At 35.5% G+C, this 18,302-nt stretch carries 19 protein-coding genes; 13 read left to right on the top strand and 6 right to left on the bottom strand.

The window, feature by feature from the left end:
* Positions 1-213 precede the first annotated feature (213 nt).
* Positions 214-1,095, top strand: coding sequence for a DUF3078 domain-containing protein (locus SGJ10_12115; GenBank protein ID MDZ4758866.1), 882 nt, complete (start codon positions 214-216; stop codon positions 1,093-1,095).
* Positions 1,096-1,097: 2 nt separating this feature from the next.
* On the opposite strand, the gene SGJ10_12110 is transcribed toward SGJ10_12115, so the two are convergent.
* From SGJ10_12110 to SGJ10_12090, 5 genes are all read right to left on the bottom strand, one after another.
* A complete protein-coding gene (locus tag SGJ10_12110; protein ID MDZ4758865.1) occupies positions 1,098-2,180 on the bottom strand; it encodes an endonuclease/exonuclease/phosphatase family protein in 1,083 nt (360 codons plus the stop codon).
* 13 nt (positions 2,181-2,193) lie between these two features.
* Entirely contained in the window at positions 2,194-3,036 is an 843-nt protein-coding gene (locus SGJ10_12105) for a rhomboid family intramembrane serine protease (protein ID MDZ4758864.1), read from the bottom strand.
* A gap of 148 nt (positions 3,037-3,184) precedes the next feature.
* Positions 3,185-3,991 (bottom strand): rhomboid family intramembrane serine protease, encoded by an 807-nt coding sequence (locus SGJ10_12100; protein ID MDZ4758863.1) that lies wholly within the window; start codon positions 3,989-3,991, stop codon positions 3,185-3,187.
* A gap of 45 nt (positions 3,992-4,036) precedes the next feature.
* Entirely contained in the window at positions 4,037-4,645 is a 609-nt protein-coding gene (locus SGJ10_12095) for a ribonuclease HII (GenBank protein ID MDZ4758862.1), read from the bottom strand.
* A gap of 24 nt (positions 4,646-4,669) precedes the next feature.
* Positions 4,670-5,200, bottom strand: a complete 531-nt coding sequence (locus tag SGJ10_12090; GenBank protein ID MDZ4758861.1) for a hypothetical protein — start codon at positions 5,198-5,200, stop codon at positions 4,670-4,672.
* A 29-nt stretch (positions 5,201-5,229) separates the two neighbouring features.
* Between SGJ10_12090 and SGJ10_12085 the strand changes: the two genes are divergently transcribed.
* The 8 genes from SGJ10_12085 to SGJ10_12050 all read left to right on the top strand — a co-directional run bounded on the left by SGJ10_12085 (position 5,230) and on the right by SGJ10_12050 (position 11,524).
* Entirely contained in the window at positions 5,230-6,195 is a 966-nt protein-coding gene (locus SGJ10_12085; protein ID MDZ4758860.1) for a hypothetical protein, read from the top strand.
* A 2-nt stretch (positions 6,196-6,197) separates the two neighbouring features.
* Complete coding sequence (locus SGJ10_12080; GenBank protein MDZ4758859.1) at positions 6,198-7,271, top strand: HlyD family efflux transporter periplasmic adaptor subunit; 1,074 nt, start codon at positions 6,198-6,200, stop codon at positions 7,269-7,271.
* Positions 7,272-7,288: 17 nt separating this feature from the next.
* Positions 7,289-8,104: a polyphosphate polymerase domain-containing protein gene (locus SGJ10_12075; GenBank protein ID MDZ4758858.1), complete on the top strand. Its 816-nt coding sequence runs from the start codon at positions 7,289-7,291 to the stop codon at positions 8,102-8,104.
* Positions 8,097-8,771: a DUF4956 domain-containing protein gene (locus SGJ10_12070; protein ID MDZ4758857.1), complete on the top strand. Its 675-nt coding sequence runs from the start codon at positions 8,097-8,099 to the stop codon at positions 8,769-8,771. The genes SGJ10_12075 and SGJ10_12070 overlap by 8 nt, the downstream gene beginning before the upstream one ends.
* A complete protein-coding gene (locus tag SGJ10_12065; protein MDZ4758856.1) occupies positions 8,761-10,041 on the top strand; it encodes a TolC family protein in 1,281 nt (426 codons plus the stop codon). The genes SGJ10_12070 and SGJ10_12065 overlap by 11 nt, the downstream gene beginning before the upstream one ends.
* Before the next feature lie 2 nt (positions 10,042-10,043).
* The gene (locus SGJ10_12060; GenBank protein ID MDZ4758855.1) at positions 10,044-10,235 is read left to right on the top strand and encodes a hypothetical protein; all 192 of its coding nucleotides are present in this window, start codon (positions 10,044-10,046) and stop codon (positions 10,233-10,235) included.
* Positions 10,236-10,302: 67 nt separating this feature from the next.
* Positions 10,303-10,494, top strand: coding sequence for a hypothetical protein (locus SGJ10_12055; protein ID MDZ4758854.1), 192 nt, complete (start codon positions 10,303-10,305; stop codon positions 10,492-10,494).
* A 133-nt stretch (positions 10,495-10,627) separates the two neighbouring features.
* Positions 10,628-11,524 (top strand): polyprenyl synthetase family protein, encoded by an 897-nt coding sequence (locus SGJ10_12050; protein ID MDZ4758853.1) that lies wholly within the window; start codon positions 10,628-10,630, stop codon positions 11,522-11,524.
* A gap of 42 nt (positions 11,525-11,566) precedes the next feature.
* Here SGJ10_12050 and SGJ10_12045 read toward each other — a convergent pair whose 3' ends face one another.
* Positions 11,567-12,382, bottom strand: coding sequence for a hypothetical protein (locus SGJ10_12045; protein MDZ4758852.1), 816 nt, complete (start codon positions 12,380-12,382; stop codon positions 11,567-11,569).
* Between the two features lie 425 nt (positions 12,383-12,807).
* On the opposite strand from SGJ10_12045, the gene SGJ10_12040 reads away from it, so the two are divergent.
* Genes SGJ10_12040 through SGJ10_12025 form a run of 4 tightly spaced genes read left to right on the top strand, consistent with a single transcriptional unit; the run spans position 12,808 to position 18,254 of the window.
* A complete protein-coding gene (locus tag SGJ10_12040; GenBank protein MDZ4758851.1) occupies positions 12,808-14,838 on the top strand; it encodes a hypothetical protein in 2,031 nt (676 codons plus the stop codon).
* Complete coding sequence (locus SGJ10_12035) at positions 14,813-16,123, top strand: DUF5723 family protein (GenBank protein ID MDZ4758850.1); 1,311 nt, start codon at positions 14,813-14,815, stop codon at positions 16,121-16,123. Before SGJ10_12040 ends, SGJ10_12035 begins: the two co-directional genes overlap by 26 nt.
* Before the next feature lie 3 nt (positions 16,124-16,126).
* Entirely contained in the window at positions 16,127-17,167 is a 1,041-nt protein-coding gene (locus SGJ10_12030; GenBank protein ID MDZ4758849.1) for a glycosyltransferase family 2 protein, read from the top strand.
* A 16-nt stretch (positions 17,168-17,183) separates the two neighbouring features.
* Complete coding sequence (locus SGJ10_12025) at positions 17,184-18,254, top strand: M48 family metallopeptidase (protein ID MDZ4758848.1); 1,071 nt, start codon at positions 17,184-17,186, stop codon at positions 18,252-18,254.
* Positions 18,255-18,302: the final 48 nt, after the last annotated feature.

Genomic DNA, 18,302 nt, shown 5'->3' with positions numbered 1-18,302 from the left:
TATATAGTTATTCTATCCAAAGTATATTAAGTGCTTGTGCGAAAACTCCTCTTTTTTCGTTACGGTCAATAAAAGAGAGGTCATTTATAAGCATAAACTCCCATCTTTTTTAATTTCCTCCGCCCGCTGGCGGAGTCAAAAGAGAAACTTTTAATTCAAACACGAGTTTCCGTTCAGTCGCTATTTAGGAAGTATTTTATTATAGAAAAAAGTATGAAAAAAATTATATTTGCATTGTTCACTTTTACCACATTGTCGCTATCGGCACAAGTAAAGCCAAAGAAAGAAAAGCTATGGAAAAAAACTGCAGAAATGTCGATGAATTTTTCACAAGCTTCGTTCAGTAATAACTGGCAGGGGGGTGGCACCAATAATATTGCTCTGCTGGCAACTGCTAACATGACTGCATCCTATAAAAAGGGTAAAACTAGTTGGGGCAATAAAGCAAATATGCAATATGGCATACTCAAAAATAAAGGAGAAGAAATGCGTAAAAGTAATGATATCTTATTCCTCGATACTAAATATGGTCACCAGCTATCAAGCAAGTGGAATGCATTTGCAGCGATAAATTTTTTATCGCAGTTCGACAATGGATACAAATTCACCAAAGACTATCACGATGCCACCATACGCACTAAGATTTCTGCTTTTATGTCGCCAGCTTACCTTATAGAATCATTTGGTATTGAATACAAACCCAAGCCTTATTTTGACGCCCGACTGGGTCTTGGGTCTACCAAGCAAACATTTGTGTTAGACCAGAGTTTATATAATGCCACCGATACGATAAAGTATGGAGTGCCGGTTGGCAAAAAAGTGATTAATGAATTCGGTTTTCAATTATTGGCTAATTTTGATAAAAATATATATAAGGACATTGTGAATTTAAAAGTACGCTATGTTGGTTTTTTTGATTACGATAAGCTAATCAAACCCGACCGTTGGTCCCAACGGGTAGACATTATACTTACTGCAAAAATCAGTAAGTATATAAACGTGACTTTTAATTCAGTATTATTATATGATCATTTTCAACACAGAAGTTGGCAAACCAGTCAAATATTTGGCTTGGGGATTTCTTATAAAAAGTAATATTATTTTTTATCCCAGGTTACAGATGCTTCTATAAGGTGGTGGTCGCTAAAGTATGGTTCGCCCAAAGTATAATTATAGATATTCGATTTTTTATCGGCCATTATATAATCTATACGAAATGAAGGCATCACTCCTGCATATGTGCGGCTAAATCCTGAGCCACTTTCTACAAATGCGTCTTTCATATTTTTGGTAATTGTTGAATAAGCATACGATACAGGGGTGTCGTTGAAGTCGCCACATAATACAGTTTTGTATGGACACGATTGTATATGATCGGATACCAAACGTGCTTGTATGGCTCTGTTCATATAAGCACCTTTCATTTTGCTTACAATACTTTTGGTACGTTCTATTTGCCCTGCATTCTTTTCGCCATCTTTCATTATTTTATATTCTTCATCGCCCAATTTGATACTTTCGAGGTGGGCATTATATATACGGAGGGTATCATTGTTATATAGAACATCAGCCCAAATACAACGATTTAATTTATTAGTTCCAAATTCAATGACACCTCTATTAATAATTGTATATTTACTGATAATGTATTGTCCATATTCCCTTCTGATAGTGTCCATAGCCTTATAGCCCAAATAGAAATAGTCGTTTTTGCAATCCATAGCTTGGCGACACTTATTGATATAGTTTTTGCGTTTGTTGTCTTCCCACATAAATTCTTGAAAACATATAATACCCGGCTGTTCCTTCTTCACCAGGTCAAAAAAAGGACTAGTATCGGTAGTGCGTTTCAATCCATAGCCGAAGAAGTTGCAGTTATACGACATTACTTTCAGCAAATTACCATTTTCCTTGGTACTCGAGGTTATTTTGAGTGTAGAATTAAAATGGGTGAAGCCACAAAGAATAGCAGTAAATGAATATAATACTTTTAATTTTAAAAAGATAGCCCAATACACCACAAATAAGAAATTAATGAGTAACAAGAAAGGGTGCATTAAGCCCAAAAATGCAACCATCCAGTAATTTTCAGGATTAACCCAAGGGGCTAAATAACTGCCTAGCAGTAGTAAGACGAAAATTATATTTATAGGGAATACGATACGGTGAACGATGAACATAAACTATATATTATCAATCGTCTTCGTGACTGGCTTTAAAGAGAAGATCTTTTTCGTAAGTATTAAGGCTTTCGTATCCCGATGCATTTATTTTATCGAGTATCAAGTCAATTTCTTCTTGAGAGGGCCGGTGTTGCATGTTTGGATTTATATAAGTACTGCTTCTCTGCACAGGCTTTGGCCCTTTGGGTTTTGAAGGTTTGTTTTTGAACCATTGAGCCAATTTAAATTTAATATTTTGGTACCAGGCAAAATGGGCATATAGGGATTTGATATAGATGAAACCGAAAATACCGCCACCCAAATGGGCAATATTCCCGCCTGGATTACTGCTCGTAATACTAAAGAAACTTGTGAGCAAATAGAATATAGCTATATATTTGAGCGGCACCCGAAACACACCATATAAAAAGATTTCATAGTTAGGCAGCAAAGTAGCTGCTCCGCACACTACGCCAAGCACCGATGCAGAAGCTCCCAATAATATACTATTGCTTCCTGCAAATGCAGGTAATAAATTGTAACATAGCAGATAGAGCATGCCGCCGGCAATACCGCCACCAATATATGCATATAATAAGCGGCGTTCACCCAGGTACTCCTTAAATATTTTACCCAAATAATACAAAAACAACATATTCCAGAGCAAATGCCAAAAGCCATTATGCATAAACTGATAGGTAATAAGTGTCCAGGGTTTGGCTAATACATCCCAAAAACCTGAGGGAATAGAAGTCTGTACTTTTATGGCTTCAACCGCTTCTTTGCCATCACCACCCGATAAAAATGTAAATACGTGAACTATTTCCACCAATAGAAAAGCAATAACGGAAATGGCTATCAGCCTATTCAGCATGTTGTTATTTTGCAGCAGTTTGGTTTTAAAGGCACTCATATTCTCTTTCTTTGCACAGGGTTCAATAGTTTATAAATGAACGGATATTATAGAAGCGTAGATTTTATTTTTTTGTTACAAATATAAACCATCATTTTTTAAAATGCAATCATTTTATTCTGAACTTGTCAAAAAGATTCTCTTTCCATATTTTAAGCAGGATATATCCGAATAACATACCGCCTAAGTGGGCAAAGTGTGCTACATGGTCGGTTGGGTCATTTTTGAAACCATTATATATAGATATTCCTGCAAGTATTAATACGGCTATGCGAGCGGGGATAGGGAAGAAGAAGCCAAATAGAATGGTAACGTTTGGGAACATTAAACCAAAAGCAAGGATTACGCCGTAAACTCCCCCAGATGCACCGATACAGGGCACATCTAAAATTCTTGTATAATAATCTTTTACAACTTTTACTGTTTGAATTTCAAAATTTCGAGGAGACTCTAACCATATTTCGTTCGCTTGGTCCATGATTACTGTAAGTTGCGGTACTTTTTTTACAAGGTGATTTAAGTTATCCATATCAGGCTGTGCTATGTATGCATTCACCAATTTTTGTAAGTGGTCTAATTCATAATGATTGATAGTTAAAAATAATGCAGCCCCTCCAATGGCAGACATGATGAAGTAAATAAAAAATTTACGATAACCCCAACGTTCCTCTAAAGCTACCCCAAACATTACCAGCCCTAACATATTGAGAAATATATGCATAAAATCGGCATGCATAAATATATGGGTGATAGGTTGCCAAAAACGGAAATAGGAACTACCAGGATTGTGGAGGCCTAATATATGTTCTAGGTTAACCCCAGGAGCGATAGAAGATAGAAGGAATTTTAAAGCGAATATTGCCACATTGAGGAGCAATAATATTTTGATGGCGGGGGTGAGTTTGAGAACAGGCATCGTGTTTTTTGGGCTTGCAAAAATAAAGCCGACTGAGGTATAATTTTAAAACAAAACCAATTGAGGCGGAAGCAGGGTGAAACTTTTGCGATGATGTTCGCAAGGCCCAACGCTGGCAATGCCTTCACGATGTTTTAGGGTTGGGTAGCCCATATTTTTATTCCAAGCATAATGGGGGAATCGGGCATGTAAATCTGTCATATATGCATCTCGATGTGTCTTAGCCAATACCGACGAAGCCGCAATCGACATATATAAACCATCGCCTTTAATGATGGTGGTATGCTGTATTTGCTGATATTGTTTGAAACGATTTCCGTCCACTATTATATGTTCGGGCTGTATATTATATTTTTCATTTAGCAAATCCAATGCTCGGTGCATGGCAAGTATAGATGCATGTAGGATATTAATCTTATCAATCTCTGTAGGGCTGCAAGTAGCTACGGCCCACTGTGTTTCATTTTCTATAATACTTTTTAAGGCAAGCCGTTCTTTATGACTTAATTTTTTTGAATCATTGAGTGTCTTGTTTTTAAATTTGGGTGGTAGTATAACTGCAGCGGCAAATACGGGTCCAGCAAGACATCCACGGCCTGCTTCATCGCAACCAGCCTCAATCATGCTTTTATTGTAATGGTGTTTTAGCGGCATCGTCCTTAAGAAATAAGGTAAAACCTAACGACGCCCAATATGTTTGCCCACACCTGCCCAAAGTGAAAAGGCAGTGGGGTTGAAAGAGTGTGGTTTTTGTACCACATTATAACCAGCCCAGAAATCTAAATAATATTTCTTCGAAAACTTTTGGCGGTAGCCCGCATTTGCAATCAGGTCGTACTGCATAATGTATATCTTTTCTTGATTGAGCTGCCTTAAATAAGGGGAACGGCCATTGTAAAATGAAGCACCCACAAAAAAATTGTTATAATAATATCTGGCCCATACAATTAGGCCGGTTGTGTTTGATGATTTGCGAAAATCGTCTCGATAGTAAAAAAAAGTATAAACCCCTAACCCTAGCTCTAAATTTTTATATATTTTTTTTGATACACCAGTGTTAATTCCCACATAATTTAATTGCAATGGATGGTGAATGAAAACATTTAAACTGTCTTTAATTGAAAAAGCGGCGATTTTGGTCGTCCATAACATGCTGAAAACTAAAGCTAAATATATTGGTCTCAAGATTTTTAATTTTTTATTGTACATTCGCAGACTGCAATATTAATTAATTATTAATGAAAAGCCGTAAGGTAGTATATATTCTTTCTCTATTAGTCGCATTAAGCACCATGTCGTGCAGCTCCAAAAAAGGCTGTACCGACCCCAATGCCATCAACTACAAACAGAAGGCAAAGGTAGATGACAGTTCGTGTGAATATGCAAATACCGCGGCAAATTTAAAATTGATTGTCGTACTGAAATCTTTGTTCAAGGAAAATTCTGGATTGGCTTGGGTGCAAGGACGTGTATGGAGCTTTTCTGATGGAGGTGGCGAACCGGCATTATACTGCATTGATACTGCCAAAGGCGACGACAATGAAAATATAGCGATCAACGGGGCATCCAATATAGATTGGGAAGATATAGCTACTGACGGTAAGAATTATTATATTGCCGACATGGGAAACAATAATGGAGACCGAAGTGATTTGAGTGTATATATTGCTTCAGTTATTGACTCATCGGTCTTGAAAAAGAACAACAGCGTACCCTCATACCTCATACATTATACCTATCCTGATCAAACAGATTTTCGTAAGTCAGTAAACAACAATTATGATGCGGAAGCAATAGTATATTTAGATAATTATTTATATATATTTACCAAACGGCATGGCGACCTTCATACCAGTTTGTATCGGATACCTGCTCAGGAAGGCACCTATAAAGCAACTTTATTGGGTTCATTCGACAGCAAAGGGCTAATAACCGGTGCTGATATTTCGCCCGATAAAAAATCTTTAGTACTTACAGGTTTCAACCCCACTAGCGATAAAGCATTTTTATGGGTATTACGCGATTTGAAATCGCCAAGCTTATTGGATAATAAAAAAATACTTGTAGACCTTGGGCTAAGGTCTGCCATTGGCCAAATAGAAGGTATTGCCTTTGTGAACAATGATTCAATTTTAGTTTCTAACGAACAATATAAAAGTGTACCGCCGTCATTATATGGTTTAAACATATCGGCAATAAAATAATAATGAGCAAAAAATATATTATCTATATCATACTCATCGCAGCAGTTTGCGGCTTGTTTATCCTCCCCATAAAAATCACTTATAAAATATATGCTACAGGCAAAGTTTTTCCTGTAAATGAATGGGTATTGACCCGCTCGGTTGATGGACGAATAACCAGTGCAAACAAAAACAATGAATTGGATGTAATCACTAACTATTCAGGGCACGAGTTTCAGGCGGGCGATGCTTTTGACTTTTATATGGAGCCATCGGTGATGCAAAAAAATTATATCAAAAAGGATGAAGTTTTAGGACACATGTATTCTAAAACACTTCAAATAGAAATGGTAAAACTGCAGGGACTTTTAGACATAGAAAAGGCTTCGTTGAATGTAATATCCACAGGTCAAAAACCTGAGATCATAACAGAGTCGAAAACCAATTTGCAGTTGACCAAAGAAAAGTATATTACACAGAAAAAAATAGTAGAACGTAACATCAAACTCAATCGTGATTCTTTATTACCAACCCAACAACTCGAAGTATCAAAAGATGCACTAGAGCTTGCACGTATTGGGGTGCAAATTGCAGAAGCAGAACTGCAAAAACTAATCACGGGCAATAAAGAAGAGGAATTGGAACTGAACCGTCAAAAAATATATTCAATAGAGAACCAGATCAGGGAATTAAAAAAACGAATGGACAATTTCAGTATCAAAGCTGCTTTTAGTGGATTGGTTCAACAAAAAAAGGGAACGATTACAACCGAAGATATATTAATGGATTTACTTGACACATCCGAATATATTGCTATTGCTCCTATCCCATTGCGTGAAGTTGCCTATCTTAAATCGGGAGCTACAGTATTACTTAAACTATTTAATAGCGACGAGACCTTGCAGGCCAAAGTAAGTAGAATTGATAATGTAATACAGTTGGTAGGAGGCAAGCAAGCTATATATACGACTTTCAGAATTATAAGAATATCTGCCCATCCACAATCAGGAATGTTTGCAAAAGCAACTATTTTGTGCGAGGAGATAAGTTTATGGGATTATATGAACAGGGTATTGGGGGATATATTTTATAAATAATTTTAGATAATTATAAAATGTTAGAAGCTACCAAAATAGAAAAATACAGATACGAACGCAAATATTATTTGGTCAATAATAGGTTGGAGGAATTACGTATTAGATTAAGACCTTTTGTAGAGCCGGATACCTATGCGGGGCTGAACGAATTTGGTATTAGTGAATATACCGTGAGAAGTATATATTATGATACTCCTTTTATGAAATATTATGATGAAAAAAAGGAAGGTGTGGAACTGAGGAATAAATTTAGGATAAGGGTGTATGATAATGAAAAACCAGATAGTGTTGCATTTTTAGAAATCAAGAAAAAAATAGGCAGCCGCATCGGGAAACATCGTGCAAAAGTCCCATATTCATCATTAAATGAAATATTACAAGCGGGGAATTTGGAAAAATTCCTATATAATAAAACGCATTTGTACGATGGGCAAAAATTCTTATATCATTTCTATAAAAACTCTTTGCAACCGCTCAATTTAGTGACCTACGAACGCGAAGCTTATATGGGTAAATTTGATAAAGGGGTACGCATCACGTTCGATAAAAACGTACGCACCACTATATATCCACAACTAGATAAAATATATGGAGAAGAGGGGGCCAAATACTTATCGCCCGAATATTTTGTATTGGAGATAAAATACCACGATGAAATACCTCGCTGGGCTTTGAGTATTATTGAAGAATTTAAACTAAACCTAAAGGCTATCTCAAAGTATGCTGATGGACTTGACAACCATATCCAGAATTCCTCACACCGCTTTTCACCTGTTAGTTACAGCCGTATGGCAATTTATAAACCTTTAACATTTGCCGAAAACCATGAATGAGCAATTACAAGACATTTATTTATACCAACTTACTTTCCGCGAGGTACTGCTGCATTTAATTGTAGCACTTGCATGCGGAATAATGATTTCGATAGTATACCGACAAACTTATAAAGGTCTTAGTTATTCCACCACATTTGTAAATTCATTGATCATGCTTACCATGATTACCTCTGTGGTTATAATGGTTATCGGGAATAACCTGGCGACGGCTTTTGGATTGGTGGGGGCAATGTCTATCATACGTTTCCGAACGGCATTGAAAGATACGCAGGATATGATGTTTGTATTTTTTGCTTTAGCAATAGGTCTTGCCAGTGGCGTAGGAATATATGAAGTAGCCATAATGGGAACTATTATAGTGGGTTTGGTGTTCTATGTGGTGGTTAAGGTAAACATGTCGGCACCGCGTAAGCGTGATTTCTTATTGCAAATGGTGGTGAGTGCCAAAACGGACGATGGCTTTGATGCCAGCACCGTAATCAGTAAATTTTGCCGCAAATATTCTTTGGTAAATGTAAAAGCCTTAGGCGAGGAGAATAACCAATACCTAGAATTGTCTTATTATATAAAATTGAAAAAAGAAGAGAATAGCCAAGTATTGGTGAAAGAACTAAAATTGATGGATAAAGTACAACATGTAAATTTATTCTTTGATGAGGAGTAGTATTGTAGCTATATATATTCTGCTATTTATTTCACAAGCAAAAGCCCAGCAAGCAAGTAGCTTGAACGATTTGGTATTGCTTTCCTACAATAACAATATGAGTATTAAAGATGCAGTTATTGATAGTTTGAAATATGAACAAGCATCGAAATATAATAACTATAATTACTTGCCACAGTTGTCGGCAAGCATACGGAATACCTATAACTGGGGTTTGTTTATTGACCCCGCTACCAATGTGCTGAGCAATTTTAGCAGCCAAGTGTATTCTTTCAACATACAATCCGATTGGATGCTTTTCGATGGAGGTAAAAACTATTATACAGGGCAAATGTATGATATTGGCAAACAAGTATCGCACCAACAATATCGACAAAATTTGTTTGAATTAAAAAACCAGATAACCGTATTATATTATAAATATTGGCAAACTGATGCACAAATATTGCAAGCCCAAAAAGTAAGCGACCAATGGTTGCTCAAGCAAAAGAAAGTGCAGAGTATGGTGGCTGCTGGCGTATTACCCGCCAAGGAAATTCCCCATATTGATGCCTATGTTACCTTAAATAAACTGACGATAGCAAAACTAAAAAACCAGAAAAATATATTATATAAACAAATTCAGGGAATTTGCTATACCGCTGATTCTATCAATATAAAATCGCCTGATAAATTGAATATAACTACTGTACAAGATTATAGTTTTTCAGTAAGTAATTTTCCTATATATCATACTTACCAAAGTTTGTCGTCGCTCGAAAATCAAAGAATCAATATTTATAAATCAACCCGGTATCCCACGGCGGGTATTATGGCAGGCTGGGTAACCCGCAGCTCAAGTTTGGTGCAAATGGAACTCAACACACAGTTTAATACAAACCTTTCAAAGTATGTTGCTTTTTATGTTAATATTCCCTTGTTCAATAAAATGCAACCCAAGTCTTTAATTTCACAATCGCTCATAGAGCAGAAAAGATATGATAACAAAATATCGCAGCTCGATTTTGAGCTCAGGTCAAAAATTGTCCAACTAAAAGAACAGCTAAGGCTCACACAGGAAGCTTATATAATAATCAATACACAAATTGAATATTTAAGGTCAGAAACAAATCTAGAACGAAAGGCATTCGACTTGGGAAATACCACTTATTATGAACTTGAATCGGCGGAAGAAAGACTGGCACAAGCAGAAGCTAGTTTATTGACTTACCAGTACGATATGATATTATATACAAAATTATTGGAAAGTTATCATACCAAATTTGAATAGTAATGGAAAAACTTAAATGGCAATATTTTGCTTTAATCATTGTAGTTTTTATCTTATTGGGCGTTTTGTCTGTGTTTATGAAACCTCAGGACCTTACTGATACAGAAGTATTAAAAGCTGATAGTAACCGCTACGAAATGTTAAAGTCTGTGGGTAGGGATAGTATTATAAAGCAGGATACGATTAGGAGGTGATAAGTGATACCAATTCTTAAACTAAAATAGTTCTTCGCCTGTGGCGGATTTGGTTTTTAGAATGGTAATGCCGAACTACAATACATTTAGTCCCTTTCTTTTGGACTATTATATAGTGAGTTTCGGTATAACGTCATTTACGCCATTAGGCATGGGACGTCATGCTGTTCGCCGCGGCGAACAGCATGACGTCGTCGATGTTCAGAATGAACGGAGCAATCACAAAATATCTTTTTTTCAAAACCCTTTCACCCTTTAATTTGTAGTATTATTATAAGCACTCTTTTTACAAAGAAACTTATATAAAACACCAACATTTGTCTTCATTCGACCTCATAAAAAAAGACTTTGAAACCGAGCTCAAACAATTTGAGCAAAAGTTTCGATTAGCCATGAAAAGCAGTGTACCGCTGCTCGACACGGTGATGAGTTATATTGTGAAACGGAAAGGCAAACAGTTGCGTCCTTTATTTGTATTTGCTACCGCAAGTTTACATGGCGGTATTACTGAGGCAACTTATCGTGGTGCGTCCTTGGTCGAATTATTACACACAGCAACTCTTGTTCACGATGATGTGGTGGATGATTCGGATGAACGCAGAGGCATGTTTAGTATCAATGCCATTTGGAAAAATAAAATTGCGGTGCTGGTGGGCGATTATTTATTGGCCAAGGGATTGTTGCTCTCGGTAGATAATAATGATTTTGGCTTGCTTAAAATAGTGAGCAATGCCGTGCGAGAAATGAGCGAGGGTGAACTTTTGCAAATAGAAAAAGCCCGCAGAATGGATATTACCGAAGCGATATATTATGATATCATTCGAAAAAAAACCGCTTCATTGATAGCTTCCTGTTGTGCAGTGGGTGCAGCCTCGGCAGGGGCAAGTGATGAAGATATACAACGCATGCTTTCGTTCGGAGAAAAAATAGGGATCGCCTTTCAAATAAAAGATGATATATTAGATTTTAGCGATGATGATATTGGCAAACCAAGAGGTATTGATATTAAAGAACGCAAAATGACTTTGCCACTTATATATACTTTGAACAATTGCACCTCAAGTGAAAAACAAGAAATCATCAATACCGTAAAGAAACATAATACAAGTGCTAGACATGTGAGAAAAGTATTTGATTATGTGAAGCATTATAAGGGTATTGAATATGCCTCTACAAAAATGGAACAATTGATAGATGAGGCCATGCAATTAATGGAGCCGTATAAAAACCATGCAAGCTATGGGCATATAAATATATTGGTTGAGTTGGTGATTAAGAGGGATAGGTAATTTATTTCTTTGTGTTTGGTGGGAGTTTGAAGCCTGTGTATTCTATATCGAACAGGTGTAGTTCAGTTGCACCGTCAGGGTTTTTTTCATTATGCTACCTTGAATTTTGTGATTGCCATCGGTTACTATTTGTTCAAATTTCCCAATCCCACTCTCTATCTTTATTGGTTTACCATCGACGGTTATACCATCAATATTCTTATAATAGAAATTTTTATTTTTAGACAAGAAAATATCCGCCTCATATTTGTCACCTACTGGAATCATAATAGCTTTAGGTAAGACTGTCGCTATCTTTGGATCAAATCCACAGCCGTGACTATTGATTTGTCGTGTTGCTATTTCTGAAATAACTTCAGAAGAAGCACACTTAAAATCATTTTCAATTTTAGCAAGCATTATACTAATGCCTTCAAGTGGGAAATTATGGAAAAATTCACTTGTCCAATCACTTTTAATATCATAAGTGATTTTAAGTCTGGTTAAATTCAATAAGCATAGTGTGTCAATTCCAATTTTGCTGCATTTTAAATTCAGAAACTGGCCCATCTTGTTTAACGCATCTTTAAATGTATTACTATGTAATTCAGTTATTAAATTAGTTATATTTTCTTTATTGTCGTTACTAATAAATTCAGGATTTTTTTGGAAACTCTTATATATATTACCATCTAAAGTGGAATTGAGTTTACGAATATATTTGGTAAATATTTTAAGTGAACTATCTATTTCTTTTACCGTTAAAACATAAGGTATAACTTCGGACGATTCAGTTTCTATTAATTTATATACTTGACCAATTACTTGCATATTTTTCTCATCTAATTCTCTGTTTGAAACAATTAGTGATTGTTCCAAAACCATAAACCTCTTCTCCATCCGACCACTATATACACTCTCCCCATTTATATATAATTTATAATAAAAAAACACAAGTTATTATAAAAAATATAATAGCAAAAATTGTAGGTTTGTTGCGTAATGATATTTTATTCACTGCAATACTTTTATAAGGACAAATATAGTAACGAAAAAACTATAAAATTATTGCTCAAATTTAACTCACACTTTTTATATTAGTAATTATCCCCGTTTTTAGCAGGAGTCAGTCTCCCCTCAGGGATTCGCCGCGGCGTATAAAGGGATCTTTACCCACACATTTTTACCCAACTTTTAAAATCCCTTCTGTATCTTTGCACGTTATCGCACTAAACTTGGCACAACTCGGTCATACATACAGCAAACTAAACTCTAGGACTAGCTTTATTTTACAGCTATCTTTAGTGCTTGTAATATGCCTCAGCATTTCAGCATGCAGGCGAAGCAAAAGCCCAAGTTATGATAGTGAGTGGTTGGCTCCTCTGGCCTATGCCAATCTTACCGTAAACAACTTGCTTCCCGATTCAATATCATTTGTGAACCCCGACCATACTATCGATATCAGATATCACCAAAATCTATATCATAAAACGGTGAACGAACTGCTCAAATTGCCCGATACAGGTATATCATCCACTATGGCATTAAAGGACATGACTTTGAGCGATAATACCATTGTGCATACTTTGTCATTGGGCCAAATATGCGAGCAGGGCGGCGTGGCTGGGGCAACAGTAATTGCAAACCATGGCAGTATGCTGGCCATACCTGCTATCTCCACTACCAATGCAAATTCGACAACAGTTGATTTGGGTTCCCTGTTTAAATCGGCACAGATACTTGAGGGGGAAATGGAAATAGATTTAACTAATAATTTCCCAGTTGATTTGCAGGATTTTGTTTTCCAATTGAACAATAAATCGGATAATAGCTTGGTGGCCCAAGATACTTTTAAACTCATAAAATCAAACGGAGGCAAAGTAGTTCATAGTATATCATTGGCAGGCAAAAAAGTGGAAGGGCTGATGGTGGGAACCGTATTAAATTTATATTCTCCAGGCAGCGGTAGTACACAGGTATTGATTGATACTGCTAAAGCCAGTGTGTTTAAAATAAGTATTCGTAATCTTAAAGTATCTAGTATTACAGCTATTTTTCCAAATAGAAAACTAATAGATTTTAATTATGGTTTCAATTTTAAACTTAATGACGCCCAATTAAAAAATATAGAATTTGATACTGCATTTATTGATTTTTCAGCATATAGTACTTTTCCTGAAAATTTGAAATTGGATTTGGTATTCCCGCAAACCAGCAAAAACGCATCATTGTATAATTTACCATTTACTGTTAGCAAAGGAAACTATCCATTCGAGACAAAATCAACGGCTAATATTGACTGGAGTGGCTATAAACTCGACCTAACGGGTCCTGATAAAATGCAAACCAATTACCTCACTATACATGTTTCTGCAAGTGCCGATTCTACAGGTATTCCCGTTACTATTACCAGTAATGATTATATAAAATTTACGCTCAAATTTAAGCAGCTCAGTATTAAAAAAGGTGATGGCTATTTTGGCCAGCAAAAATTTGTGATAGAAAAAAAAGAACCACAATTTAATTTATTCAAAAGAATCACCGCTGGTAAATTTTATTTAGGAAGTCTTAAAACTTCTTTAATGGTAGAAAACAGTATAGGTGCTTCGGCACAGATTACATTTGACAAATTGGAGTTTTATAAAAACGATACACAAAAGCTAACAGGAAGTATTTTTAGTAAACCCTTTAGTATTGGTCGGGGCATATATTTTCCCAATGCACCTGTGCGTAGTGTTTTTGATATTACCGAGGCCAATTCCAATATTACTTCTATTATACAAAGTATGCCTACAGGCTACCATGTAAAAGCTACAGCTACTACTAATCCGAATGGCAATGTATATAATTTTGGAGATTTCTTCTATGGCAATAGTTATATAAAAGCTGATTTGAACGTACAAATGCCCGTTCAATTAATTGCTCAAGGACTACAATTGGCAGACACTATCAAATATGATTTTCCGCATCTTGACCAAGGAAGAAAAGTAAAGGAGGTGCTATTACGCATCACGGCTGAAAATGCATTTCCAGTAGAGGCTAAAGTAAATATATATGTTTTGGGTTCTGACAAAAAACCTATTGATTCATTTTTTACCACAACTACCTATATTGCCGCAGGTGCTTATAATACTAGCAACCCAGCTTATTGTAATCCCACCAAATCTATATTAGAACAATTTGCCAATGTGGATGAACTGGTACGATTGAAACAGGGATATTATATAGTGATCAATGCTTGGATAAATACCAAAAAGGGCAATGGTACATTTTATGATACTTATTTTTTGGATGTGAAAATAGCAGCAGATGTATTGTATGAGACAAAGTTATAAAGCTATACTTTTTGTTGCTGCTTTTTTTTGTCGCTTCTATTTTGTGTATGGGAATGAGAAGCCTAATTTAATAATTGATTCCGGAAATAAAGTCAAATTGCATCAATATCCTACCGAACTTTATATTAACCTATCGTACACTCTGGATTCAAGAGGAATTACTACCAAATCGATATACGATTATTTTATGGGAAAGCATTTTACCACGGACGATATAAATTTATTAAATAGAAATTTAAAAAACACTTCAGTTCTCGGGCAAGATTTTATTGTAGATATTGTATATAAAAGGAAGAATCATTTTTTAAATAATATACATTACGGTTTTCGTTCGCATTTTGATGGAAGTATTGGTAAAGACTTAGCAGGCCTTGCCAGTAGAGGCAATGCACCTTATGCAGGAAGGAATTTAGACAATATGAATTTACTATTTCGCTCTGCGAGTTGGCATAAGGTGGGTGTTTCGTTTGGTTATTATAATAATAAGCAATCCGAACCTACCTTAGCACTTTCGTTAAATTATGTTTCAGGGAATAAGTATACATATATACACTTGAGTAATACACAAATATATACCCAACAAAATGGTGATTATATAGATGCTAGGTGGAACGTAGATTACAGGTCTTCCGTTATAAATAAACTTTTTGGTTTTGTAGGAAACGGAGCATCTATTGATTTCGCTTATCAGAAATATTTCAATAAAAAAAACAAAATATATCCAATTTATATTCAAGCACAAATTACGGATTTAGGTTTTATTACTTGGAATAAAAACAATAAGAATTTAAGTTGGGATAGTGCTATTAGATTCAGTGGTTTGGATGTAGGGAATATCGCTCAAGTAACCAGTAAAAACTATACTGATAATTTAAGCGACAGTTTAAAAAACTTATTAAATTCACATTATAATTATTTAAAAAACAGCTCGGTACTTCCAGCAATTTTTTTAGTTAAAATTTCGAAAAAATATGAAATGGGTAGTAATTTGAAGGGGATAAGCAGTGCATACTATAATATATATACTCAAATAGATTATATGATATATGCTTCCTATAAACCACAGCTAGCTATGGGAGTGGAGGTACACAAAAGTAGGTATGCATTGATTCCGCAAATACGCTTTGGTGGTTATGGCGATTATAATATTGACTTATCCTATCAATATAAAAGCAGGAAAAATAAATTCCAAATGGGTATTAAATTAAATAGCCTCGAGGCCTTGGTTGCACCTAAGTATCAGTCTGGTTTGGGATTAATGATACAATCTAAATATACTTTATAAAAAATGGCAACAAACCACCCCAAAGTAGCTGCCGTCATTCTCAATTATAATGGACAAAAATGGTTGGAAAAATTCTTGCCCTTTGTAAAAAAATCTACCTACCCCAATTTGGATATTATAGTGGGCGACAATGCCTCGACCGATGATTCTGTGTCTTATATGAAAGAGCATTACCCTGAAATTAGACTAATAATCAATGAAGAGAATGGAGGTTATACAAAAGGTTATAATGACTGCCTCAAGCAAGTAGAAGCCGATTATTATATATTATTGAATAGTGATATTGAAACTCCTGAGCATTGGATAGAACCTGTTATTGAGCTAATGGAAAGTGACAAAAATATCGCTGCCTGCCAACCCAAAATAAAGTATTATAGTGATAAAAATTATTTTGAGTATGCAGGTGCGAGTGGAGGTTATATGGATAGATATGGTTATCCATTTTGCAGAGGCCGTATACTAGAAACCTATGAAAAAGATGAAGGACAATATGATAATGTACAAGAAGTTTTTTGGGCAACAGGAGCCTGTTTATTTGTGCGTGCAAATATATATTGGCAGTTGAACGGATTATATGAGCCATTGTTCGCACACATGGAAGAAATTGATTTGTGTTGGCGAATGAAAAGAGCAGGGTATAAAGTAATGGTATGTCCGCAGAGTGAGGTATACCATGTGGGTGGAGGAACTTTGCACAAATCAAATCCCCGCAAAACATACTATAATTTTCGCAATAATTTAATTTTATTATATAGAAATTTGAAAGGGTCGTTTTTATTTTTTATCATGTTGATGCGTTTAATTTTGGATGGAATTGCCGCAATCAAATTTTTAGTATCGGGCGAGGGAGGTAATTTTAAGGCGGTGTTCAAAGCACACATGCATTTTTATAAATGGAATTTTAGTCATAAAGGTATAATAGATAAACCCTTTGTGGCAAGTAATAAAAAACTAGTAGGTACTTATAGGGGTTCTATTATTTGGGACTATTTTGCTAGAGGTAAAAAATATTATACAGATTTAGATTCCGAAAAAATATTGTAGAAATTGGAATCAATATATGATGGATTTCTACTTTAAACCCAATACACCTCCTAATAAAGCTGGGGCCGAAGTCAATGATTTGGGCTTACTAATCACGCTATCTAATGGGATAAAAGTACAATGGGATAAATCGAAAATCCATAAAAGTATTCTATTTCAAGATGGGAACTATATAATACAATATGGAGATGAACCTATTGAAAAATTTGAAACTGCGGATAAAAGTATTATGATTAATTTGCACAAGCAACACCCGAAATCGGGATTTCATATTCCTAAAAAATCTACCATATTTAAGGGAGCATCTGTTTTTATCCTTATTATAGTTTTCATCATATTGTTTTTTGTGGGATTTTACACCATTGGCTTAGATTGGATTGCACGTGGAGTGGCTTCTGCCTTGCCGGTTTCTACGGAAGAGAGTATTGGGCAAACATTATATGAAAGTGCAGTACCTTCAAGTACTATTAATATAAAAAAAACAAAACTACTGAATGATTTTTTTAAACAATTAAATTATCCCAGCGATTATCATATTCAGCTTACTTATATTGATAGCAATATGATAAATGCATTTGCACTTCCCGGCGGACATTTAGTGGTAATGAGTGGTATCATAAAGGAGATGAAAAGCTATGAAGAATTGGCAGCGTTGATAGGTCATGAAATATCACATATTAACGGCAAGCACGTTACGCGTTCATTGGTGCGAACGGCTGGAGCATATATATTAATTAGTGCAGTAATAGGTGATTTAACAGGGATAGCCGCGGCGATTGCCGAGAATGGGGACGCTCTTCGGTCACTACAATTTTCACGCGATTTGGAAACAGAAGCCGACGAAAAAGGACTAGAACTGATGCAGAAAAATAATATAAATCCAGACGGGATACTCAAGCTTTTTGAGCGGTTAAAAAAAGCTGAGCAAGGAGGACCCTCCGAGTTTCTGTCTACACATCCAGCCACTGATAACAGAATTCAACATATCAAAGAAAAAATAGTTGCATCCCATTTTCAAACCTCAGGAACAGGGGTAAATGTAGCCATCTTACAAACGCTTTTTGAACAAATAAGAAGTTCACAATAATTTCATTTAAAAAGATGGGCTTGTTTTGTTATTTTTGCACTCGAAATT

This window comes from Bacteroidota bacterium, from assembly GCA_034439655.1.
In the GTDB taxonomy this organism is placed as follows: Bacteria; Bacteroidota; Bacteroidia; order UKL13-3; family UKL13-3; genus CANJUD01.
This window is presented reverse-complemented; position numbering and strand designations above follow the sequence as displayed.